Source organism: Lactivibrio alcoholicus (genome assembly GCF_055390895.1).
In genome coordinates, this window is the sequence record NZ_AP042471.1 from 2,106,243 (window position 1) to 2,128,493 (window position 22,251).

General features: G+C 63.8%; 18 protein-coding genes. 9 read left to right on the top strand and 9 right to left on the bottom strand.

The window, feature by feature from the left end; translation table 11 throughout:
* Positions 1-5: 5 nt before the first annotated feature.
* Genes ACZ5IU_RS09675 through nikA form a run of 5 tightly spaced genes read right to left on the bottom strand, consistent with a single transcriptional unit; the run spans position 6 to position 4,988 of the window.
* A complete protein-coding gene (locus tag ACZ5IU_RS09675) occupies positions 6-809 on the bottom strand; it encodes an ABC transporter ATP-binding protein (protein ID WP_464416714.1) in 804 nt (267 codons plus the stop codon).
* On the bottom strand, positions 775-1,629 hold the full coding sequence (locus tag ACZ5IU_RS09680; protein WP_464416716.1) for an ABC transporter ATP-binding protein: 855 nt from the start codon (positions 1,627-1,629) through the stop codon (positions 775-777). The genes ACZ5IU_RS09675 and ACZ5IU_RS09680 overlap by 35 nt, the downstream gene beginning before the upstream one ends.
* Complete coding sequence (nikC, locus tag ACZ5IU_RS09685; protein ID WP_464416718.1) at positions 1,626-2,450, bottom strand: nickel ABC transporter permease subunit NikC; 825 nt, start codon at positions 2,448-2,450, stop codon at positions 1,626-1,628. Before nikC ends, ACZ5IU_RS09680 begins: the two co-directional genes overlap by 4 nt.
* Positions 2,447-3,388 (bottom strand): nickel ABC transporter permease subunit NikB, encoded by a 942-nt coding sequence (nikB, locus tag ACZ5IU_RS09690; RefSeq protein ID WP_464416720.1) that lies wholly within the window; start codon positions 3,386-3,388, stop codon positions 2,447-2,449. The genes nikC and nikB overlap by 4 nt, the downstream gene beginning before the upstream one ends.
* 13 nt (positions 3,389-3,401) lie before the next feature.
* Positions 3,402-4,988 carry a nickel ABC transporter substrate-binding protein gene (gene nikA / locus ACZ5IU_RS09695; protein WP_464416722.1) on the bottom strand — a complete coding sequence of 529 codons (1,587 nt, stop codon included), beginning with the start codon at positions 4,986-4,988 and terminating at the stop codon, positions 3,402-3,404.
* 123 nt (positions 4,989-5,111) lie between these two features.
* Here nikA and ACZ5IU_RS09700 point away from each other — a divergent pair, with 123 nt between their 5' ends.
* Positions 5,112-6,221 carry an HD domain-containing phosphohydrolase gene (locus ACZ5IU_RS09700; protein ID WP_464416724.1) on the top strand — a complete coding sequence of 370 codons (1,110 nt, stop codon included), beginning with the start codon at positions 5,112-5,114 and terminating at the stop codon, positions 6,219-6,221.
* Positions 6,222-6,287: 66 nt separating this feature from the next.
* Here the strand turns inward: ACZ5IU_RS09700 and ACZ5IU_RS09705 are convergent, their stop codons facing one another.
* Both ACZ5IU_RS09705 and ACZ5IU_RS09710 read right to left on the bottom strand, forming a co-directional pair.
* The gene (locus tag ACZ5IU_RS09705; protein ID WP_464416726.1) at positions 6,288-7,607 is read right to left on the bottom strand and encodes an alpha/beta hydrolase family protein; all 1,320 of its coding nucleotides are present in this window, start codon (positions 7,605-7,607) and stop codon (positions 6,288-6,290) included.
* Positions 7,608-7,821: 214 nt separating this feature from the next.
* Entirely contained in the window at positions 7,822-9,942 is a 2,121-nt protein-coding gene (locus ACZ5IU_RS09710; RefSeq protein ID WP_464416728.1) for a methyl-accepting chemotaxis protein, read from the bottom strand.
* Between the two features lie 488 nt (positions 9,943-10,430).
* Between ACZ5IU_RS09710 and ACZ5IU_RS09715 the strand changes: the two genes are divergently transcribed.
* The 8 genes from ACZ5IU_RS09715 (at position 10,431) to ACZ5IU_RS09750 (ending at position 19,865) form a co-directional block, all read left to right on the top strand.
* Complete coding sequence (locus tag ACZ5IU_RS09715) at positions 10,431-11,369, top strand: MurR/RpiR family transcriptional regulator (RefSeq protein WP_464416730.1); 939 nt, start codon at positions 10,431-10,433, stop codon at positions 11,367-11,369.
* On the top strand, positions 11,366-12,721 hold the full coding sequence (locus ACZ5IU_RS09720) for an aminotransferase family protein (protein ID WP_464416732.1): 1,356 nt from the start codon (positions 11,366-11,368) through the stop codon (positions 12,719-12,721). Before ACZ5IU_RS09715 ends, ACZ5IU_RS09720 begins: the two co-directional genes overlap by 4 nt.
* A gap of 40 nt (positions 12,722-12,761) precedes the next feature.
* Positions 12,762-13,715: a TAXI family TRAP transporter solute-binding subunit gene (locus ACZ5IU_RS09725; protein WP_464416734.1), complete on the top strand. Its 954-nt coding sequence runs from the start codon at positions 12,762-12,764 to the stop codon at positions 13,713-13,715.
* 79 nt (positions 13,716-13,794) lie between these two features.
* On the top strand, positions 13,795-15,726 hold the full coding sequence (locus ACZ5IU_RS09730; protein ID WP_464416736.1) for a TRAP transporter permease: 1,932 nt from the start codon (positions 13,795-13,797) through the stop codon (positions 15,724-15,726).
* A gap of 45 nt (positions 15,727-15,771) precedes the next feature.
* Positions 15,772-16,479 carry a CoA transferase subunit A gene (locus ACZ5IU_RS09735; protein ID WP_464416738.1) on the top strand — a complete coding sequence of 236 codons (708 nt, stop codon included), beginning with the start codon at positions 15,772-15,774 and terminating at the stop codon, positions 16,477-16,479.
* Positions 16,463-17,137 (top strand): 3-oxoacid CoA-transferase subunit B, encoded by a 675-nt coding sequence (locus tag ACZ5IU_RS09740; RefSeq protein ID WP_464416740.1) that lies wholly within the window; start codon positions 16,463-16,465, stop codon positions 17,135-17,137. The genes ACZ5IU_RS09735 and ACZ5IU_RS09740 overlap by 17 nt, the downstream gene beginning before the upstream one ends.
* Complete coding sequence (locus ACZ5IU_RS09745; RefSeq protein ID WP_464416742.1) at positions 17,134-18,336, top strand: thiolase family protein; 1,203 nt, start codon at positions 17,134-17,136, stop codon at positions 18,334-18,336. Before ACZ5IU_RS09740 ends, ACZ5IU_RS09745 begins: the two co-directional genes overlap by 4 nt.
* Before the next feature lie 101 nt (positions 18,337-18,437).
* Positions 18,438-19,865: a C69 family dipeptidase gene (locus ACZ5IU_RS09750; RefSeq protein ID WP_464416744.1), complete on the top strand. Its 1,428-nt coding sequence runs from the start codon at positions 18,438-18,440 to the stop codon at positions 19,863-19,865.
* A 73-nt stretch (positions 19,866-19,938) separates the two neighbouring features.
* Here the strand turns inward: ACZ5IU_RS09750 and ACZ5IU_RS09755 are convergent, their stop codons facing one another.
* Together ACZ5IU_RS09755 and ACZ5IU_RS09760 are read right to left on the bottom strand one after the other, a co-directional pair.
* On the bottom strand, positions 19,939-20,871 hold the full coding sequence (locus tag ACZ5IU_RS09755; protein WP_464416746.1) for a hydroxymethylglutaryl-CoA lyase: 933 nt from the start codon (positions 20,869-20,871) through the stop codon (positions 19,939-19,941).
* 2 nt (positions 20,872-20,873) lie between these two features.
* Entirely contained in the window at positions 20,874-22,070 is a 1,197-nt protein-coding gene (locus ACZ5IU_RS09760) for a CaiB/BaiF CoA transferase family protein (RefSeq protein ID WP_464421879.1), read from the bottom strand.
* Between the last annotated feature and the right edge of the window lie 181 nt (positions 22,071-22,251).

A 22,251-nucleotide genomic window follows, 5' to 3' on the forward strand; every position in this document is an offset into this window, starting at 1 on the left:
GATCGTCAGGCTCCCGCCCAGGACGGCCGCAGATTTCTCGCGGCGGCCTTCGCGATGTCGACGGCCGCCGGGTGCGACCACGCCGAAAGCGGTTTGCCGGCCGGAAGCCGTTCGACGATGCGGCCTTCGTGAAGCATCGCGATGTCGTCGCAGACCGAGCGGACGACGCGAAGGTCGTGCGAGATGAAGAGCGACGCGGTTCCGAGCGACGCGCGAAGGCGCTCGATCAGCGACAGGATCTGCGCCTGGACGATCATGTCGAGGCTGCTGACCGCCTCGTCGTAGACGATCAGGCGCGGCCGCGCAGCGATCGCCCGCGCGATGCACACGCGCTGGAGTTCGCCGCCGCTGAATTCGTGAGGGAGCTTCTCCGCGTCGGTCGCCTTGAGTCCGACGTCGGACAGGAGTTCGAGGACGCGCTCGCGCGTCTCTTTGTCCGTCAGCGATTCGAAGTTCGACAATGGCTCCGCGATGATCCGCGCGGCGGTCATCCGCGGGTTCACCGACGCCGGGACGTTCTGGAAGACGACCTGGACGTTCCGGCGGAAATCCGCGAAACAGCCGCGGCCGCCCGTCCGGATATCGCGCCCGAGGTACGACACGGTTCCCGAGTCGGGGCGCTCGATCCCGAGCGCGACGCGCGAGAGCGTGCTCTTGCCCGACCCGCTCAGCCCGATCAGGCCGACGGAGCCCCCCTCGGGAAGGGACAGGTCGACGCCTTTCAGGACGTCGATCCGTTCGCCGCGCGAGAAGACGCCCCCGCGGCTGTACGACTTATGAACCCTTTGCAGCGACAGCAGCGTCTGCATGTGTTTCTCCCTCTTTCGTCCCGTCGCACGAGGCGCAGAGTTTCCGGTGCGCCTCGACCAGAAGCCGCGTGTAGGGCTGACGGCTTCGCTCGAACAGCTCCTCCTTCGTTCCCGAATCGACGATCTCGCCGCAGCGCATCACGAAGACGTCGTCGGCCATCCGATCGATGACCGACAGATCGTGCGTCACGAGGAGAATGGACATACCGTACCGCTTTCGGACGGACTGGAGCAGGTCGAGGACGTGCGACTGCGACACGGAGTCGAGATCGGTCGTCGGCTCGTCCGCGACGAGAAGCGGCGGGTCGAAGAGGAGCGCGATCGCGATCATCACGCGCTGGAGCATGCCCCCCGAGAGCTGGAACGGATAGGCGTCCAGAATCCCGGCCGGAGACGGGAATCCGACCTCGACGAGGCGCGCCGCCGCCAGTTCGCGCTGTCGCTTCCGGTCGCCGACCCCGTGGGACGACAGCGTCTCCGAGAAATGCCGGCGGATCGTGAAGAGGGGGTCGAAGCAGCTCGCAGGGTTCTGGAGCACGAAGGCCGCCGTACGCCCCCGGATGTCGCGAAGCTCCTCCTCGGATGCGCGGTCCATGCGCGTTCCGAGGAGGTCGATCGATCCGCCCGTAAGGGCGACCCCCTCCGGGAGAAGGCCGAGGACCGAGAGGCACGTCAGGCTCTTGCCGCACCCCGACTCGCCCACGAGCCCCGTCACGCGCCCGCGCCGGACCGAAAGCGACGCCGAACGCACGAGACGCGTCTCAGGACTGCGGGAAAGCGCGACGGACAGGTTTTCGACGGACAGAAGCGTGTCGCTCATGGGTTTCCTCCGGTCGAGGCGACGTCGAGGAAGTCCCGGAGCGCGTCGCCCAAGAGGTTGAACGCCGCGACGGTCAGGAAGATCAGCAGACCGGGGTAGAGGATCAGATGCGGTTGCGTCCACAGATAGGGGCGCGCGTCGTTGATCATGACGCCCCACTCCGGCAGCGGGGGACGGACGCCGAGTCCGAGGAACGAGAGCCCCGAGACGTGGAGCATCATGTGTCCGATGTCGAGCGTCGCGAGGACGACGAGCTGCGCGGCCGTCGCGGGCAGGATATGCCGGAAGACCGTTCGGATTCCGGTCGTTCCGGAAACCTTCGCGGCCGCGACGTACTCGCGGTTCTTGACCGAAAGCACGAGGCTCCGGATGATCCGCGCGTACCACGCCCAGTGCGTCAGGACGACGGCGATGACGACGTTGACGATCCCCGTGCCGAGGATTCCGGTCAGGAACATCGCCAGGATGATCGTCGGAAAGGTCAGGAACGTGTCGCAGAGGCGCATCAGCACCGAGTCGACGATGCCGCCGCACAGCGCGGAGACGCATCCGACCGTGGTGCTCGCAACGAGGATCATCGCGAGGATGACCGAGACGGCGCCGAGCGACGTCCGCGCCCCGAACGCGAGGCGCGAGAGGACGTCCCGGCCGAGGTGGTCGGTTCCGAGCCAGTGCTCGGCGCTCGGTCCCTCCAGCTTGCGTTCGAGGTGCGTGTCGACGGGGTCGCCCGAGCCGACGATCGGGGCGAAGAGCGCAAGCCCGGCGATGAACGCGAGAATCACGGCCGCGACGGCGACGAGCGGCTGCCGGAAGAACGTCATTGCCGTTCCCCGCTTCCGAGGCGAAGCCGCGGATCGAGCCACGCGCAGAGGATATCGGAGGCGAGCGTGCAGAGCACGAACACGACCGTCATGAACAGGATGAAGCACTGGAGCACGGGGTAGTCGCGGTTCGATATCGCGAAGAGCGCATACCGCCCGACGCCCGGCCAGGCGAAGATGTTTTCGACGATGACCGCCCCGCCCAGAAGCTCTCCGAGGTGCATTCCGATCGCGGTCACGACGGGAAGCAGCGCGTTGCGCAGCACGTGGAGCAGCATCGCGCCCTTCGTGAGGCCCCGGGAGCGCGCGTAAAGCACGGAGCGGCTTTTCATCTGCTCGAGAAGCGACGCGCGGATGAAGCGGATATTGATCGCGATCGACATGAGCGACAGCGTCGCGAGTGGCATGATGTAGTGCGCGGGCGTTCCGCGCCCCATCGGCGGCAGGACCTTGAGGACGACCGAGAAGAGCGTCACGAGCATCAGGCCGAACCAGAATCCCGGCAGCGAGACGCCGACGAACGCGAAGACGCGCGTCGCGTGGTCGAGCAGGCGGTCCTTGCGGAGCGCCGCCAGGATGCCGAGCGGAAAGCTGACGAGAAGCGTCACGGCGAGCGCCTTGAACGCGAGGTCCAGCGTCACCGGCATCGACCGGAGAATCCCTTCCAGAACGGGCCGCTTCGACGTGTACGAAATGCCGAAATCCAGGCGCAGCGCCCGTCCGAGCCAGTCGACGTACTGCACGGCGAGCGGTCGGTCGAGTCCGAGCGAGCTTCGCGCCTCGGCCATGGCCTCGTCGGTCGGAGGGATGTTCGACAGCTGGAGATAGGCCATCGCGGGGTCTCCTTTCGCCATGCGGAGCATCAGGAAGACGACGACGGACATCAGCAGAAGGATCGGGACGAGCGCGAGCAGACGCCGCGCGATGAATTTCAGCATCGTTCGGGGACGCCTACTTCCGTTCGCTCATCCGTTCGAACGGAACGACATACTGGAGCACGGAGAATGGAAAGTCCGCGATTTTCTTCGAGTAGACCGCAAGTTGCGTGGGATAGGTCAGCGGCAGATAGACGGCCTGTTCGTGAAGCGTCGTCAGGATTTCCCGGTAGAGCTTCGCGCGTTCGGCCTCGTCGGTGGCGCTCAGCACCTTCGTGATCGATGCGTCGAGGTCCTTCTTCATCGGCAACCCGACCTGCGCCTGATAGTCGGCGTGCGACGGCGCGCGCATCGATCCGACGACCGCGTGCGGTTCGTAGGGTGCTCCCCATGTCTGGCTGAAGATCAGATCGAATTCGCCGGTCTTCTGGCGGCCGTAGAACGAATCCCGCTCTTCGCCGATCAGGACGGCCTCGATGCCGACCTTCCGGAAGTCGCCCTGAATCACTTCGGCGAGCGCCTTCTGGAGCGGATCGTTGCCGACGAAACAGACCTCCATGGAGAGGTTTTTGCCGTCTTTTTCCCGGTAGTCGCGGCCTGCGACCTTCTTCCATCCGGCATCGTCGAGAAGTTTCGCGGCCTTCGCCGGGTCGTATTCGTACGGTGTCGCGCCTGTGTCGCAATAGGCGGTCGTCGTCGGGAACAGGAAGTCCGCGCGCGGTTCGAGATCGCGGAAGATCGATCGGACGATCGCATCCCGGTTCACGGCGTGCTGGATGGCGCGCCGGACGCCAAGGTCCTTCGTCGCCCCGCGCGCTGAGTTGATCGCGAACGCGCGCGTCGTCATCGGTCCGGAGACGGCCGTGGCGTATTGTCCGGAGCCCTTGAGGCGCATGAAGGATTCGATGTTGATCTGCGATCCGTAGATCAGGTCGATCTCGCCCGTTTCGAACGCCACGACGCGCCCCTCGGGATCGGGCAGAACGCGGACGACGATCTTGTCGAAGAAGGGCCTGGGTCCCCAATAATTCTCGTTGCGCACGAAGACGTCATACTCGCCCTTCTTCGTCTCCGCGAGCACCCACGGACCGGTTCCGACCGTCGCGCGGATGCCGTCGGCGGTATTGCCGCTCTCCGGAAACGCCTTCGGCGACAGGAAACGGAAGGGGCGGATGAGCGACAGGTCGTTGAGCGTCGGCGCGTACGGGGCCTTCAGCGTCAGGCGGAAGATCTTCGGATCGACGGCTTCTGTTTTTTCGATGAGCTCGACGATCGCGAGCCACGAATGGCGTTTCGCGTTCGCCATGATCGTGTCGAAGTTCTTCTTCGCGGCCGCGGCGTCGAAGGGCGTCCCGTCGCTGAACGTCACGCCGTCGCGCAGCGTGAAGGTGTATGCCTTTCCGTCGTCGGAAATCGCCCACGAGACCGCCAGGCAGGGTTCGATCTTTCCGGAGTCGCCGAAGCTCACGAGCGGCTCGTAGACGAGCGCCTGGGCGTACATCTGGTTCGGGGAGTAGAGATGCGGATTGATGTCTCCGGCGTTGAGGGGCCAGGAATAGGTGATGGTCTTTTCGGTCGAAGGGGCCGCCGCCGCGGGAACGGCCGCGAGGCAGGCCGCGAGGCAGAGAATCGTCGCGAAAAGCGAGAGTGTGCGTTTCGTCACAAAAATACCCTCCTTCGTCAATTTATAACACAAAAGTTTTATTTCGTAACACAAAATACTACGCTTTTTTTACTTCGTGTCAAGCCGACCGCTCGCGTCGTCGACATGACGGGCGTCGACCGGATGCGTCGCGAGCTTCGGTTCAGCACGGAACGCTTCCGGGTCTATGTCGAACACGTCCCGATCGGCGTGTTCGTCGCCGACGCCGCGGGAAATGTCCTCGAGGTCAACTCCGCATTTCTGCGCATGATGGAACAGAAGGAAGGACAGGCCATGTCCGGACCCCTCTGGACGCTGCTTCCTCCGGAAGCGGAAAACGAGGCGCGGGACCGTATCGGACGCCTGAAGGACGAGGACTCCTGGATCTTTTCCTACAGGCGCGACGGCGCCAGATGTTGGTACAGAATCGACATCGTCCGCATCGAAGGAGGCAAGATCCTCGGCTACACGCCGGACGTCACGGCGCAGCATCGCATGGTGCTCGAACTCAAGGATGGCACCGTCATCGAGGTCGCTTTCACCGGGTTTCCCGTGATGCTGTCGCCCGGGTGCCCGGGGATTTACGCGGTCTATCAGGATATCGGCGCCCGCAAGGATGCGGAACGCCGCGCGGCGGATTCCAACAGGAGGTTGCAGGAGGAAATAGCGGCGCTCGAAAGGGCGCGTCTCCAGACGATCCGGGTGCTCGCGGCGACGACCGAGGCGCGCGACCCCTATACGGCGGGACACCAGCGCAGAGTGGCGCATCTCTCGAAGGCGATCGCGCTCGAGATGGGGATGAGCCCGGATGGGGCGAGGCATATCGAACTCGCGGCGCTGGTCCATGACCTCGGCAAGATCGAGACGCCGTCGGAAATCCTCGGGAAAACGAAGAAACTCAGCCGGATCGAGCTCGAACTGGTGCGTGAGCACGCCGCCGCGGGGTACAGGCTGCTGAAGGGCATCGAACTGTCGTGGCCGCTCGCGGAAATCGTCTATCAGCATCATGAGAGGATCGACGGGTCTGGGTATCCGAGAGGGCTTTCGGGCGGCGACATCCTTCCCGCGGCGCGGATCATCGGGGTTGCGGATGTCGTCGAGGCGATGGCGTCGCACCGGCCCTACCGGCCCGCGCTCGGCATCGACGCGGCGCTCGGCGAGATCGAATCGAAAAAGGGGATCGCGTACGACCCGGCAGTCGTCGACGCATGCGAGTCCCTTTTCCGGGAAGGGAGAGTCCGCCTCGAGGAATAACCCGCGCGAAGCCGGCCGGACGAATATGAAACGAAAGAGCGGGGAAAACGCGCCCCCGCTCTTTCGTCACCGGAGGGTTTCGTCGAGCCAGTCGAAGATCACGGCCGCGGACAGCGGCAGGTTGTCGAGTTGACAATGCATGTTCGCTCCGGACGATTGCTCGAAGATCCTGAGCGTCACGGGACGGGGCGACGTCGCCGCGAACTCTTCCGCAAGACGCACCGGGGCCGCTCCTTCGCCGCGAGACGCGAGCGCGAGCGTCGGAACCTTCAGCCTCTTCAGGCGCGGACGATTATCGAATGCCTCGAGCGCTTTCATCGCGCCCGAGAACGTCGTCGCCCCGAAGCGCCGGATGAAGTTCATCCCGGCGCTGCGGAGCCCCCACGGAATGACGTCGTCGGGAAGCGCCGCGAGCTCGTCGAGGGTCATATCGTCCCGGGAGTCGCGCGATCGGGACATAAAGGCCGACATGTACTCGTGAAGATTCGTAATCGGCGAGTTGAGCACGAGCGCCGCGAGGCGTCCTTCGCCGATCGACCCGCTGAGCGCGAGGTATCCGCCCATGCTGACGCCGTAGAGCGCGATGCGCTTCGGATCGACGTCCGTCCGCGACATCGCGTGGTCGATGACCGCGCGTATGACGGGGCCGTAATCGGGGATGAAGGCCGAGTCGGGGAAGAAACGCCGCATCCCCGTCTGGCCCGGGCCGTCGAAGAGCAGGACATTGTATCCGCGCTCGAGTCCGGCGCGTCCGGCCGCGAAGAACATCTCCTCGGAGGTTCCGTCGTACCCGCTCATCATGAGGACCGTCGGACGGACGACGTCGTCGGATGCCGCCCGCAGGAAATATCCCCGGATCGGCGTGTCGCCGAACGGGATGCGAAGATCTTCGACTCCGCCGGGGAGGAGTCGCGTCCCGGCGAGAAACGCCTCGCGGCATCGGAGTCCGCACCGCTGCGCATCATCTCTTCGAGGGTCGCCGTAGTATTCCGCCGCCCGCCAATAGCTCGAGGCGCGAAGGAAGGCGTCCCGGGCGCTGACCGGATGCCCGCGCAGCATCCGGTCTTTCCCGTCGGCTTCGAGCCGTTCCGCGAGAGCCGCGAACGCGCCGGTCCACGCGGACGGATCGCCGTCGGCGATCGAGTCGCGGGCGGCGAGGATCTCCCCGATCGTTCCGCCTCCATAGGCATCCGCGCCGATCGAGCGGATGACCTGGAAGTCCATCTCCGGGTCGCGGAACCCCCGGAGGCGTACTGAACCGCGCGAGGCCTGTACGGACGCTTTCGCGTCGTCCGATGCCGTCACGGCGGCGCCTGCCGGGAGCGTTGCGAAGAGAAGCACTCCAATCATCGCCATTGCAGGTAATTCCGGCGCAAAATCGAACATGTCGTTCACCTCCTGATTGAACATGTCGGAACAATAACACTTTCGTTTCGTCCGGGAAAGGGAACGACGGAAAGGTTATGTCGCGGAAAACGAAAGGGAGGAGGTCGCGGCTCCGTCTTGCGAGACTGCGGAGGAAAGCGCGGGTGAACGAAAAAGGCTCCTCCCGCAGCAACGGAAGGAGCCCGGCGTTGAGCCTTCTGTCCCCGGACAGATGCTACTTCGTCGCAGGCGATGGTTCGATCGCGGCGTCTTCGACCGTGAATCGGGCGACGGCGTTCCGGAGTTCGCCGCTCAGGCGGACGAGTTCTTCCGATGCCTGCGCGAGCGTTTCGGTCGCCTTCTCCTGCTCCTGCGTCGCGGCGTCGATCGAGGAGAGCTGTTCCACGATGTCGTCGCTGTTGCGGGCGACGGAATCCATTCCGGCCGTCATCTCCTGCGACGAGGCTGCCTGTTCCTCCATCGCCGCCGCGATCGACTGGACGTTGTCCGTGATCGTCGCGATCCGCGAAACCACGTCGCCGATGATTCCCTCGGTCTCGCGGACCTTTCCGATCACGAGGCGCATCTTTCCGTCGGCCTCCGTCTTGTCGCGGACGGCGTTCTCGGTGCGCGACGAGATGGTCGATATGATGGAACTGACCTCTCGCGCAGCCCTGCCCGATTCCTCGGCGAGCTTTCTGACTTCTTCCGCGACGACGGCGAATCCGCGTCCGGCTTCGCCCGCGCGCGCCGCCTCGATTGCGGCGTTGAGCGCGAGAAGGTTGGTCTGATCCGCGATCGAGGTGATCGTATTGACGAACCCCGTGATTCCGCCGACGGAATCCGCCAGTTCGCGGATCGCGGTTCCCACTTTGCCGCTCGAGGATGCCATCGTATCGATGAGCGCAACCGTATCGCGGATCGCCTGTCCCCCCCGTTCGGACGCGGCAGCGATCTCGGCGGCGCGTTCGCCGGCCTCGGCCGCGGTCTTCGCGCCGGTCGTAGCGGCTGCCGCCACCTCCTGGATGCCGGCGTTCGCCGATTCGACGGCCAATGCCGCGTCCGCGGAGCGTTTGCTCGCCCGGTCGGCGAGCGCGAGGATTTCCTCGGCGGAGGCAGTCGTTTCCTCCGAAACCGCGCTGAGCTCCTCCGCTTTCGCGAGCACGCGGTTCGCGCCGCCCAGGATCTCGCCGACCGACCCCTTCATTGCGGAAACAAGGGCGTTCAGGGATTCCGCAACGCCGCGGATTTCCTCGATGGATGTCGCGATCTCGATCCGGCGCCTGAGGTCGCCGGTCCTCGCGACATCCGCCGCGGCGGCCGCGGCGGCGCGGAGCGGGGAGGAAACGCTCTTCGCGAAGATCCCGGCAGCGACGACGGCGACGGCGAAGATAAGCCCCGAGGCGATCAGGATCATCATCCTGAGCGAATCGACGGGAGCGGTGATCTCGTTCCGGCTCACGGCGATCAGCGCGATGAACTCGTTCTTCATGTGCGCGAAGTGGAAGGTCTTTCGAATGCCGTTCATGACGTAGTCCGATCTTCCGATCGCGTTTTTCAGGATCGTATCCGCGAATGGAGCGAGCTGTCCGCCCGAGACCTCGCGAAACCCGGGGCCATCGAACGGAAACGCGGGGTGGTAGAGGAACCTGAGATCCCTGTTGAGCAGCACAGCATATCCCGTGTCGTAGAGACGGATATCCTTCAGGGTCTTCCGGACGAACGCGTAGTCGAAATTGATGCCGATAACGGCGACCGTCTTGCCTCCCGAGGTGACGGGCATTCCGTAGCCGATCAGTTCGGCGTCCCCCCTGCGGAATGGGGCGCCCCACGTCTGGCCGTCGTCGAACGGTTTCCAGAAGAACGATGTCTGCGGATTCGCACGGTCGAAAAGTTCCGCCTGGGTTTCTTTCGGCTTCTGGGAGAGTTCGAACGCGTCGTTTTCGCCCGGACGCGAGAAGGTGAGGGCGAAGACTTTGCCGCCGAAGAACTCCGGGTTGAAGTAGATGTACATGTCCCGGATCTCCGGCGACTGTCCGCCGAGCTTCTCGACGAGCAGTCTGTTGTCGTGGACGAAGACGGACATGTAGATCTTCATGTTGTCTTTCGCCTGTTCGAATTCGAACGTGCCTTCGAGGAAGGCCTTGAGAGCGAGCAAGGTTCCGTCGAAACGGTCGAAGGTGTCGCTGAGCTGGTTCGCGACGCGGAGGGCGGCTTCGCGGCCGTAGGCGTCGGCGGCCGCTTCGAGGCTGTTCGTGCTTCGCGCGAGCGCGAACCACGAAACGGTTCCGACGGCGACGGCGAGAAGGATGAGGACCATTGCCGTGATGCGGGGACCGAGACGGTTGACGTTCATGGTATCGACTCCTTGAGGGGAAGATGATGCGCGCAGAATGCGATCCGTTTTTGGATCCATCGGGCGACATGGTATACATTGTAGCAAATCCCGGACGGACTCCGGAGCGGCGCTTCGCTCCGGAAAAACCGAAGTTCAATCGTTTCCGGTCTTCGTGACAGCGAAAAGCCGGACGCAGTCCGACACTGAGCTTTCGGCAATGAGGCATCCTGACCGGACATCGTCACCTTTCCCCACGGCGTTCCCTCGAACACCGCTATTCGTGCCGCTTTCCGGACGCCCGGAAAAATACCACCCCGCGTCTTCATGACATTGTTCCACTTCAATACGACACATCGCTGTCCGACGACACCAGCTACAAGACAATTCTTGACACTCGACGCGCCGGATGCTACAGTTTTGAAGGAAATCCTTCATAAATGTATTGTATACGAAAAAAATCCTTCACGATGATTTTTTTCTTTACTTGTCGAAGGGAGGCGCATTTGGTGCTGAGAACGCTGCTCCAGACCAGACGATCGCAGATGTCCGACCGGCAGGGAAAAATCGCCGACATGATCCTCCATTCTCCGCGTGAAGCCGCCTTCATGACCGCGACGGAGCTTGGCGCCGCCGCGGGAGTTTCCGAGGCGAGCGTGATCCGCTTCGCGTATTTCCTGGGTTTTTCGGGATACCACGCGCTCAGGGACGCCGTAAAGGAAATGCTCATGGACCACCTCTCGACGCTGGAACGCCTGCAGAAATCCTCCACGGGAGGCGGAAAGGCGTCCGCGACGGATGCCGTAGAGGCGGATCTCGTCACTCTTTCGGCCTATCAGCGGCAGCTCGTTCCGGAGGCCTCCGACGAGCTCGGCGCGGCGCTCGCTCGCGCGTCGTCCGTCTACATCGCCGGGTACCGGAGTTCCTATTCGCTCGCGTATTACCTCTCGTTCTACCTCTGCTGGCTTCTCCCGAACGTCTCCCTGATCGGGGATGACGTTCCCTACGAAATGCTCGTGAATGCCCCGAAGGAAAGCGTCGTCGTCGGCATCAGCTTTCCGCGCTACTCCCGCTGGACCGTGGACGTCCTCACGTTCGCACGGAATTCGGGACTGACGACCGCGGCCGTGACTGATACGCCGGGGAGTCCGCTCGGGCGACAGGCGCGACACCTCCTGACCGTGGCGTATCAGCCGGTTTCGTTCGTCGACTCGCTGACGACGCCGCTGTGCGCGCTGAACGGCCTGATCCTCTCGGTCGCGAACCATCTCGACGGTGTTCGCGAACGTCTGGAAAAACTCGAACGGATCTGGACCGAGCAGGGCGTCTATGCGGCGGGTGGTCCGTTTCCGGATATGAACGACCGGGGGGGTGAGAGCGGGAATCGGGCGCGGACATCGAAACGGAAGGCACGGCACGAAGGAAAGGAGGAATCACAGCGATCATGACTGAATGGGGACATCTGATCCCGAGAAGTTACGCGAGTTCGCTCAAGACCGCCGTTCGCGGCGAGGGGATCTACATCTGGGACGAAGACGGGAAGCAGTACATCGACGGATGCAGCGGCGCGCTGTTGTCGAGCATCGGGCACGGCGTCCGCGAGATCCGCGAGGCGATGATCGCCCAGCTCGAGTCGATCGAGTTCGCCCACCCATCGCGCTGGGTATCGAAGGCCTCCGTCGAGGCCGCCAACGCGGTCGCGTCGATCGCTCCCGCGGGGCTTTCGCAGGTCTGGCTCGTCAGCGGCGGCAGCGAGGCGATCGAGTCGGCGATGAAGATCAGCCGCCAGTATTTCGTGGAGCGCGACGGGGCGGGGAGCGCGAAGTCGGTGTACATCGCGCGCTGGAACTCCTACCACGGGAGCACGATCGGAACGATGGCGCTCGCGGGAAGCATGGCCCGGAGACAGCTCTACGCACCGATTTTCAGGGAAGGGCCGAAGATCGAGGCGCACTATTGCTACCGCTGCCCCTACGGGAAGACGTATCCGGAATGCGACGTCGTGTGCGCGCGCCGGCTCGAGAGCGAGATCCGCAGGATCGGGCCGCAGTATGTGGCCGCTTTCGTCGCCGAGCCCGTCGTCGGGTCGACGGTCGGCGGACTTCACCCGCCGGCGGAGTACTGGCCGATCATCCGGGAGATCTGCAGCAAATACGACGTTCTTCTGATCGCCGACGAAATCATGACCGGCTTCGGCCGGACGGGGAAGGCGTTCTGCGTCAATCACTGGAACGTCACGCCCGACATCATCTGCACGGCCAAGGCCATAACCGGAGGGTACGCGCCCGCGGGAGGAATCATCGTCCGGGACGAGATCGTCGACACGCTCCGGAAAGGGAGCGGGGCCTTCGTTCACGGACACACGTACAACGCGAACCCCGTCACGGCGGCGGCCGTGGCCGCGACCGTGAAGTACATGAAGGACCACGACGTCTTCGGGAACTCCGCCGTCCAGGGAGAGCGGCTCGGCGCGGCGCTCGCGTCCGTGACGGACAACCCGATCGTCGGCGAGGTCCGCGGCATGGGGATGATGCGGGGCGTCGAACTCGTCATGGACAAAAGGACGAAGGAACCCTTCCCGGCGTCGTTCAAGGCGGCGGGCGTAGCGACCGCGGAGTGCTTCGAGCGCGGACTCGTGATCTACCCCGGGACGGGGCAGATCGACGGGTGCGCCGGGGATCAGTTCCTTCTCGCTCCTCCGCTGATCTCCACGGCGCAGCAGATCGACGAAATCGTCCGTCGCCTCGGGGAAGGCCTCGCGGCTGCGGCGGAGATTCTTCTCGCGAAGGCGCGGGGATGACGGCGCCGCAGGCGCCGGCAATCTGAAGGGAGGTACGGGTATGAAACGGTTCGGATTGGTATTGTCGCTTGTTGCGGTTCTCGCTCTCGCCGGAGGCGCGTATGCGCTCGAGTTCGTCACGATCGGCTCCGGCGGCGTCGGAGGAACGTACTATCCGCTCGGAGGCGCGATGGCTGAAATGCTCAACAAGGCCGGAATCGACGTGAAGGCCACGTCGCGCGCGACGGCCGCGTCCAAGGAAAACTGCCGCCTCGTCGCGTCCGGCAAGGCGCATATCGGAATGTCGATGGGCTCGACGCTCTTCCAGGCGGTCAACGGCATCGAGGCGTTCAAGGACGACGGCAAGCTGCCGCTCTCGATCCTCATGAACATGTACCCGGCGCCGCAGCACCTCGTGGCCGTCAAGGGATCCGGCATCGAGAAGTTCGAGGACATCAAGGGCAAGAGAGTCTCTCTCGGCGCCCCCGGCGGCGGCGACCAGGTCCTTACGCAGCTGATCCTCAAGGAAGCCGGCATCGATCCCGAGAAGGACATCAAAAAATATCAGCTCACGCAGCCGGAAGGCGTCATGGCGCTGAGCGACGGAAACATCGACGCGGTGTTCTGGAATTTCGCGATCCCCGGCGCGGCCGTCCTCGAAGTCGCCGCAAAGCGCGACATCGTGCTGGTTCCCCTTCCGGAGGATCTCGTCAAGCGCGTCGTCGATAAGAATCCGTTCCTGCTCCCGTTCACGATCAAAAAGGGAACCTACGCGAAGGTCGACGGCGATGTTCTCACCATCGCCGACGCCAATTACCTCGTTGTCAGGGAAGGCATGAAGGAAAAGCTCGCGTACGACATCGTCAAGACGTTCGTCGAAAAACGGAACGATCTCGTGACCGTGACGAAGCAGGCCGAGCATTTCACTCCGGAAGAGGCCAGCGTCGGTATTATCCCCTTCACTCCCGGTGCGGTCAAATACTTCACCGAGAAAGGCGTGACGATGAAGAAGTAGTCCGGCATTCCCGCGGTCCGGCGCGGCTGGTTCCCGCCGGACCGCTTCAGATCTGTCAATCTGGGGGGAAAACGACATTATGACGACGGAACAGGATACGACGGGCGTCGCGAGGGATCCCTCGGAACTGCTCGAAGAATGCGAGGGCAAGAAGCGCCGCCTGAGCGGGTGGCAGCTCTGGCTCGTCTCCGGCATAGCGCTCGCCGCGTCCGTCTTTCATCTATATACGGCGGCCTTCGGCCTGCTCTCGGCAATGTACCAGCGAAGCATCCACTGGATGCTGATGGGTGTGCTGATCTTTCTGCTCTATCCCGGGACGAAGAATCGCTCCCGGCTCAGGATCGACTGGTGGGACTTCATCCTCGCGGGCCTGATGATCGCCGGATGCATGAACATCATCCTCAACTGGGAAGCCATCTCGATGCGCGAGGGAAATCCGATCACCTCGGACATCGTCCTCGGCGTCATGATGATCGTCCTCGTCATCGAATCGGCCCGGCGTTCGATGGGGTGGGCGTTGCCCTCCGTGGCGATCGTCGCGATGCTCTACGCGATGGCCGGCCCCTACCTTCCCGACATCATCGCCCACGCCGGATTCTCGCTCGAGGAACTCGGACCGTTCCAGTACCTCCGGACGGACGGCATCTTCGGCGTTCCTCTCGGCGTTTCTGCGACATTCATCTTTTTGTTCGTGGTCTTCGGATCGTTCCTGAGCGTCTCGGGAGCGGGGCAGTTTTTCATCGACCTCGCGATCGCGCTCACGGGGAGAAGCGTCGGCGGTCCGGGCAAGGCCGCGGTCGTCGCGAGCTGCCTCATGGGAATGGTCTCGGGAAGCTCGGTCGCGAACGCGGTCACGACGGGCGCGTTCACGATTCCGCTCATGAAGAAGGGCGGATACAGGTCGGAATTCGCGGGCGCGGTCGTCGCGGCGGCGTCCACGGGAGGACAGGTCATGCCGCCGATCATGGGCGCGGCCGCGTTCATCATGGCCCAGTTCCTCGGAGTCGCGTACTGGGAGATCGTCGTCGCGGCGTTCATCCCGGCGACGCTCTATTTCTTCTCGCTGTTCGCGATGGTGCACTTCAGGGCGGGGAAGCGGGGGCTCACCGGATTGCCCGAGGAGATGATCCCGAACGTCCGGCTCGTTCTCAAAAACGGGTGGCACTATATTCTCCCGCTCGTCACGCTCGTGGGATTCCTCGCGACGGGATATTCGCCCGTCAAGGCGGTCTTCTGGTCGATCGTCCTCATGATCGCGGCGACGTGGCTCGGGAGGCCCGAATACCGCATGACGCCGAAGAGCGTCCTCCGGGCGCTCATAGACGGCGCGTGCGGAGCCGTCGAAGTCGCGGCCGCGTGCGCGTGTTCGGGCCTGATCATCGGCGTCATCGGCATCACCGGGATCGGTCTCGCGTTCTCGTCGTTCGTCATGAGCATGTCGTACGGAATCCTGCCGCTCGCGCTCATCCTCACGATGATCGGATCGATCATTCTCGGAATGGGCGTCCCGACGACGGCGCAGTACATCATCACGTCGACGCTCGCAGCCCCGGCCCTGAACGCGATGGGCGTGCCGCTCATGTCGGCGCACCTGTTCTGCCTCTATTTCGGCGTGCTCGCCGACGTCACGCCGCCGGTCGCGCTCGCGACCTACGCGGCGGCGGGGATCGCCGGGTCGGGGGTTCTCGTGACGGGGTTCACGGCGCTCGTCACGGCGTTCGCGGGGTTCCTCGTGCCCTACATGTTCGTGTACAACCCGGCGCTCCTGTGCCAGGGATCGGTTCTCTCGATCGTCTGGAGCACCGTGACGGCGGTCATGGGTGTCATCGGCCTTTCGGCCGGCATCCAGGGATTCTACACTTCGAAACTGACGCTGATCGAACGCGCGTTGCTGCTGGCCGTGCCGTTCATGCTCATCCATCCGAGCATCGTTACGGATGTCATCGGCGTCGTGATTCTCGCGGGACTCTATTTCTTCCGATCCCGGTTCGCCGGCGGAAAGTTAACGTAGGCTGCGCGAGGGAGACGGAACACACAAAGGGAGGTGCGGTGAAAAGTGCCCGCAAAACTCATCAAGCCCGTCATGTCCGCCGATGAGGCGGTCACGGGGGTCCGTGACGGAATGTCCGTCATGGTCGGCGGCTTCAACTACGGCGGCGTTCCCTACACGCTCGTCGATGCGCTCGTGAAGTCCGGCGTGAAGGATCTCCACCTGATCGCCAACGACACGCTCTACGCCAACGACTCGGTTCCGCAGGGGGTCGGTCACGGAATGCTCGTCGTGAACGGGCAGGTGCGAAAGGTCACCGCGTCGCATATCGGGCTCAACCGCGAGACGGGACGGCTTTTCAACGAAAAGAAACTCGAACTGGAACTCGTGCCCCAGGGATCGTTCGTCGAACGCATCCGCGCGGGCGGGTTCGGGCTCGGCGGCGTCCTCACGCCGACGGGCGTCGGAACCTGCTACGAAGACGACAAGCAGATCGTCGAGGTCGACGGCAAACGATATATCGTCGAAAAACCGCTTCGCGCGAACGTCGCGCTGATCCGGGCGCACAAGGCGGACCGCTACGGCAACCTGACCTATTTCGGGACGGGGCGGAACTTCAACCCCGCGATGGCGACGGCCGCGGATCTCGTCATCGCAGAGGTCGACGCGATCCTTGAACTCGGCGGCATCGACCCCAACGACATCGTCACGCCGGGAATCGTCGTCGACATCCTCGTGCTGAAAGGAGACGGATACTATGCTTCCCGTACTTGATGAAGAGATCGTCCGTCACCGGATCGCCAAACGCATCGCGCTCGATCTCGAAGACGGCGCGGTCGTGAACCTCGGGATCGGGATTCCGACGCTCGTGTCGGACTACGTCCCGGAGGGGCGCTCGGTCGTGACGCAGACCGAAAACGGCGTCGTCGGAGCCGGGCCCAAGCCCGAAAAAGACGACTGGCGCTTCATCGGCGCGGGCGGACGCTGCCTGTCGCTGCTTCCCGGATCGAGCATCGTCGCGAGCGACATGAGCTTCGGGCTGATCCGCGGCGGCCATCTCGACGCGACCGTCCTGGGCGCGCTCGAGGTCGACGGGAAGGGCAACCTCGCGAACTGGTGGATCCCCGGCAAGCTCGTCCCCGGAATGGGGGGCGCGATGGATCTCGTGACGGGCGCGAAGACCGTGTACGTCGCGACGACGCACTGCGACAAGAAGGGGAAGTCGAAGCTCGTGAAGACCTGCACGCTGCCGCTGACGGGCGCCGAAGTCACGGACGTCATCGTGACCGAATTCTGCGTCGTCCGGAAGATCGACGGCGTGATGACGCTCTGCGAAATCGCGCCGGAAGTCACCGTCGAGGAACTCGTCGCACACACGGACATGACGCTGAAGATCGCGGATACGGTCCTGCCCATGGAGGGATGCAAATGACCTGCACTGTATCAGGGAAACACCCGGTGCTCCTGTCGGCGTGCAGAACGGCCGGCGGAAAGTTCGGCGGTGCGTTCAAGGATCTCAGCGCTCCGGACCTCGGCGCCGTCGCCATAAAGGAGGCCATGGCGCGCGCGAAGGTCGATCCGTCCGACGTCGAGGAAGTCATCATGGGAAACGGCTGGCAGGCGGGCGTCGGGGCGAACCCGGCCCGGATCGCGCTCTTCCGGTCCGGTCTGCCGCAGAACATCCCGGCGTTCACGATCAACAAGCGCTGCGGATCGGGGCTTCGGGCGATCATGCTCGCGTCCGACCGGATCCGCCTCGGTGACGCGGCCTGCATGGTCGCGGGCGGCATGGAATCCGCGACGAACGTGCCCTACCTGCTTCCGGACGCCCGGTGGGGCATGCGGATGGGGGAGAAGAAGGCCGTCGACGGCCTGCATCAGGACGGCTTCATGTGTCCGCTCGCAGGGATGCTCATGGGCGCGACGGCGGAAATTCTCGTCAAGGAATACGGCATCACGCGGGAGGAGCAGGACGCCTACGCGCTCGAAAGCCACAGAAAGGCCGTCGCGGCGATGGAGTCCGGCGCGTTCGACGACGAGATCGTGACGGTCGTCCTCAAGGACCGCAAGAAGGGCGACATCCCCGTCCGCCAGGACGAGATCCCGCGGAAGGACACCACCATCGAGGCTCTTGCGAAATTGCCGCCCGTCTTTTTCAAGGACGGGACGATCACGGCGGGGAGCAGCTCGGCGCTCTGCGACGCGGGAAGCGCGGTCGTCGTCGCCGATCCCGACTGGGCGGCGTCGAAGGGGCTTGCGCCGATGGCCGAGATCCTGGGGTATGCGTCCGCGGCGCTCGCGGCCGATCACATGGGCCTCGGGCCGACGCTCGCGATGCCGAAGGCGCTCGCGAAGGCGGGGATGACGCTTGCGGACATGGACGTCATCGAGATCAACGAGGCGTTCGCGGCGCAGATCATCGCGTGTCATCGGGCGATGCCGTTCGACATGGACAAACTCAACCTGTGCGGCGGCGCGATCGCGCTCGGACACCCGATCGGCGCGACGGGTGCGAAAATCCTCGCGACGCTCATCAACGTCCTCAAACGGAAGGACAAGGAACTCGGCGTCGTCTCGGCCTGCATCGGCGGCGGCCAGGGCGTCGCGATGGTCGTGCGGCGGCTCGCGTAGAAGCGAGCCAACGCTGCGGAAGAGAACGAAAAGCGCTCCGTCTTTCCTTTTTCGTCGTTCCCGAGTGCGGAGACGAATCGGCAAAGAAAGGAGTCTGCGAGATGAAAATACGCATCGCCGTTCTTCTGCTTGTTGCGGTTTTCTGCGGCGTTCCGGCGCCGTCCGAAGGATGCACGACGATTCTCGTCGGAAAGAACGCAACCGCGGACGGCGCCGTTTTGCACGGACATAACGAGGATATGGGGTTCACGGCGGTCGGACGCCTCTGGTCCGTCGCAGGAAACGCCCACGGGCAGGGGGAAAAGGTCGACGTCCCCTACGTGAAGCTCGACGTCCCGAGCGTCACGTACCGCTACTGGGCGTCGGGAAACGCGTTCGGAACCTCCGGACTCGGCATCGCGACCGAAGCGCGACCGTACGACTCGGTCCTCGTCGGGATGAACGAGTTCGGAGTGACGATGAGCTGCAACTGGATGTACTCGAAGGAGGAAAATCTGCCGGGGAAGGGCGTCCGGCGATACGCGATCCGGCAGTTGATTCTCGAACGCGCGAAGACCGCAAGGGAAGCGGTCTCGCTGATCGCGACCCTGATCGACACGTACGGGCAGGCCGACTGGGGCGGACTGACGTATTGCCTCGCGGATCCGACGGAAGCCTGGATCGTCGAAACGACGTCGAGAAACTGGGTCGCGAGGCGAGTGAAGGACGACGAAGTCCTCGTCGTAGCGAACCGTTTCACGATCGGGGATGAATACGATCTCGCGAGCGCGGGTCTCGAGAAGACGGCACGGGACAAGGGCTGGTTCGCCGCAAAGGAAGGTTCGAAGCTCAACTTCAGGGCCGTTTATGGCGATCCGGCACGAATGTCGTCTCCATACGATGTCGATCGTGAGAATCGCGCCTACGATCTTCTGAAGGACAAAAGAGGAGCGATCATGCCGGGCGATATCGTGGCCGTGCTGATGGACGCCTACGAGGGAACTCCGAAGTATCACAAGCCGATCAATCATATGGAACCATGGGAGGACGTGACCGACAAGCTCCTGATCCCGCGGGCGATCCGCACGAATCTCTGTCAGTCGTCCACCGTGGCGCATCTTCGCGGACATCTTCCGGTCGAGGTCGGTTGCGTCATGTGGTACGCCATGACGATTCCGGGGTACTCCGGATACTTCCCCGTATATGCGGGGGCATCCCTGATCCCGGAAGAGTACAGGAACGTCAACAGCGCCTATGGCCCGAACTCGGCCTGGTGGACCTTCAGGATGCTGCAGAAGGTGACGGACGGCGATCACGATCTCCTGTTCTGTATCCTGAAGAGTTTCTGGGAAGGGCGGCGAGCCGTGATCGCGAACAGTTGCGCCGTGATCGAGGCGAGGGCGCTGAAGCTGATCGGCGAGGGGAAAAAGGCGGAGGCGGCCGCTCTCCTGGACCGGTTCACCTTCTCGCAGGCGAAGGACGTCCTCCAGAGCGCGCATGTCTTTCTCCGGAAGTTCCAGGATCGGACCGGGAACGCTCCCGTATATTGAACGGGGTATCGGATATGAGAAAGGGGGCGCCCCGTCCGGGCGCCCTCTTCGTCGTTGCGCTGTCCCGGGAGCTCTATGCCCCGCAGCACCCTTCCTTTTCCCGTCCGAAGCTGCTGACGACGAGGTGTCCGAGCGTCCTGAGCCCGTAATCCTGAAGCGAGCGGGCGACGTTCACGAGCGACGCGGCGTCCATTCCGGTTTCGACGCCGATTCCGTTCAGGAAGAAGACGAGGTCTTCCGTCGCCGCGTTTCCGGCGGCTCCGGGCGCGAACGGACAGCCGCCGAGCCCGCCGATGGCCGCGTCGAAACGGCTGTAGCCCAGGTCGAGCGCCGCCTTGACGTTCAGGAGCGCCATGCCGAACGTGTCGTGGATATGCAGGTAGATCGGATAGTCGCCGAAACGCGACCGGACGGCCGCGAGCGTCTCGGAGAAGAGCAGCGGGTTGCACGTCCCGATCGTCTCGGCGAGGCAGATGCCGTCGGCTCCCATGTCGAGGGCCTTCTCCATGAGATCCGTGACGCGCGCGGGGGCGGTGCGCCCCTCGAACGGGCACATGAACGACGTCGCGATCGAGACGGAAAGCTCCGCCTTTCCCTTCGCGAGCGCGATGACGTCGGCGAGCCCCGCGAGGGATTCGTCGACGCTCCGGTTCAGGTTCGCCCTGTTGTGCGACTCGCTCGCCGAGAAGACGTAGTTGAGGCAGTCCGCGCCGCCCGCGAGCGCCCGCTCCGCGCCCTTGACGTTCGGGACGAGCGCGACGAGCCGGACCGCGTCGCCGCAGCGCGCCTTCACGGCCGACAGGACTTCGGCCGAATCGGCGAGCTGCGGAATCGCCTTCGGACTGACGAAGGACGTGACCTCCATCTCGCGGATTCCCGCGGCGACCATCGCCTCGATGAACTCGAGCTTCTTCTCCGTCGGAATGAAGTCCTTCACGCTCTGAAAGCCGTCGCGGGGGCAGACTTCGCGGATGTGCGCGCGCTTCGGCAGCCCGTCGAAATTCATATCTACAGCACCCCTTCCGCCCTGAGTTCGGCGACCTTTTCCGGAGAATAGCCGAGAAGTTCCTCGTAGACGTTCTCGTTATCCTGCCCGAGCGCGGGCGACGGGTTCCGGACGTCCGTCGACGTTTCGCTGAGCTTCAGGTGCGAGCCCGTGAGCGTGATCTTCCCCGCGACGGGGTGTTCGGTCTCGACGAACATCTTCCGGTCGCCCGCGATGTGGGGATCCTTCACGACCTGGTCGATCGAGTAGATCGGCGCGCAGGGGACGCCCGCGCCGTCGACCATGTCGTAGATCTGCTGCACCGTGTACTTCGCGGTCCACCCCTCGATGATCTTTCGGAGTTCCTCGTGGTGGGCGACGCGGTCCGGGACGGTCCGGAATTCGGGCTTCTCCGCGAGTTCGGGCATTCCCATGACCTTCGCGAGGTCCTGCCAGAGCTTGTCATTCCCCGCCCCGATCACGAGGCTTCCGTCGGATGCCCGGAAGGAGTCGTAGGGATAGGTGGATTCGTAGCGGTTGCCGATGCGCTGGGGGATGCGTCCCTGGACGAGGTAGATCATGTTGATGATTTCGAGGCTCGCGACGACGGAGTCGACGAGCGCGATGTCGACCTTCTGCCCCTGGCCCGTGACGGTGCGCGCGTTCAGGGCCGCGAGGACGCCGACGCCGGCCGAAAGCCCCGCGAGAATGTCGCCCATCGCGGTTCCCGTGCGCGTCGCTTCGCCGCCGGGCCACCCGGTCGTGCTCATGAGTCCGCCCATCGCCTGCGCGATGATGTCGTATCCGGGCTTCTGGCTGTACCGTCCGGTGTGGCCGAACCCCGAGATGCACCCGTAGACGATCTTCGGATTGACCTTCTTCAGGTCCTCGTATCCGAGCCCGAGTTTTTCCATCGTTCCGGGGCGGAAGTTTTCGAGGACGATGTCGGCCTTCTTCACCATCTCCAGGAACATCGCCTTCCCCTTCGGGTTCTTGAGGTTCAGCGTGACGCCCTTCTTGTTCCGGTTCAGGTTCATGTAGTACGCGCTCTCGCCGTTCTTGAAGGGGCCCATCTTCCGTTCGTCGGCCCCTTCCTTCGGGTTTTCGATCTTGATGACGTTCGCTCCCATGTCCGCGAGCATCATGGAGCAGAAGGGCCCCGCCAGTACCCTCGTCAGATCCAGCACCGTGACGTTCGACAACGCCGCCTTGAAAACCATTGCCACGACCTTCTTTCTCCTGTATTTCGCCTGAGAGCCGGATCCGGCTCCCCGACGTTTTCCGCCTCATCGTCCTCCGAGCGAAACATACTTTCGTCCGCAAGCACTAGAATACTCCATAATCATCCTGTCGACAATATTCTGTCGCCGGTGTCCTTAAATATATATCATTCCCCCGGTA

What these genes read in the sequence shown, in the direction of transcription:
- ACZ5IU_RS09675 (WP_464416714.1), bottom strand. Translation starts at nt 809, where the DNA reads ATGCAGACGCTGCTGTCGCTGCAAAGGGTTCATAAGTCGTACAGCCGC.
- ACZ5IU_RS09680 (WP_464416716.1), bottom strand. Translation starts at nt 1,629, where the DNA reads ATGAGCGACACGCTTCTGTCCGTCGAAAACCTGTCCGTCGCGCTTTCC.
- nikC (WP_464416718.1), bottom strand. Translation starts at nt 2,450, where the DNA reads ATGACGTTCTTCCGGCAGCCGCTCGTCGCCGTCGCGGCCGTGATTCTC.
- nikB (WP_464416720.1), bottom strand. Translation starts at nt 3,388, where the DNA reads ATGCTGAAATTCATCGCGCGGCGTCTGCTCGCGCTCGTCCCGATCCTT.
- ACZ5IU_RS09700 (WP_464416724.1), top strand. Translation starts at nt 5,112, where the DNA reads ATGCGTCGCGAGCTTCGGTTCAGCACGGAACGCTTCCGGGTCTATGTC.
- ACZ5IU_RS09705 (WP_464416726.1), bottom strand. Translation starts at nt 7,607, where the DNA reads ATGTTCGATTTTGCGCCGGAATTACCTGCAATGGCGATGATTGGAGTG.
- ACZ5IU_RS09710 (WP_464416728.1), bottom strand. Translation starts at nt 9,942, where the DNA reads ATGAACGTCAACCGTCTCGGTCCCCGCATCACGGCAATGGTCCTCATC.
- ACZ5IU_RS09720 (WP_464416732.1), top strand. Translation starts at nt 11,366, where the DNA reads ATGACTGAATGGGGACATCTGATCCCGAGAAGTTACGCGAGTTCGCTC.
- ACZ5IU_RS09725 (WP_464416734.1), top strand. Translation starts at nt 12,762, where the DNA reads ATGAAACGGTTCGGATTGGTATTGTCGCTTGTTGCGGTTCTCGCTCTC.
- ACZ5IU_RS09730 (WP_464416736.1), top strand. Translation starts at nt 13,795, where the DNA reads ATGACGACGGAACAGGATACGACGGGCGTCGCGAGGGATCCCTCGGAA.
- ACZ5IU_RS09740 (WP_464416740.1), top strand. Translation starts at nt 16,463, where the DNA reads ATGCTTCCCGTACTTGATGAAGAGATCGTCCGTCACCGGATCGCCAAA.
- ACZ5IU_RS09745 (WP_464416742.1), top strand. Translation starts at nt 17,134, where the DNA reads ATGACCTGCACTGTATCAGGGAAACACCCGGTGCTCCTGTCGGCGTGC.
- ACZ5IU_RS09750 (WP_464416744.1), top strand. Translation starts at nt 18,438, where the DNA reads ATGAAAATACGCATCGCCGTTCTTCTGCTTGTTGCGGTTTTCTGCGGC.
- ACZ5IU_RS09755 (WP_464416746.1), bottom strand. Translation starts at nt 20,871, where the DNA reads ATGAATTTCGACGGGCTGCCGAAGCGCGCGCACATCCGCGAAGTCTGC.
- ACZ5IU_RS09760 (WP_464421879.1), bottom strand. Translation starts at nt 22,070, where the DNA reads ATGGTTTTCAAGGCGGCGTTGTCGAACGTCACGGTGCTGGATCTGACG.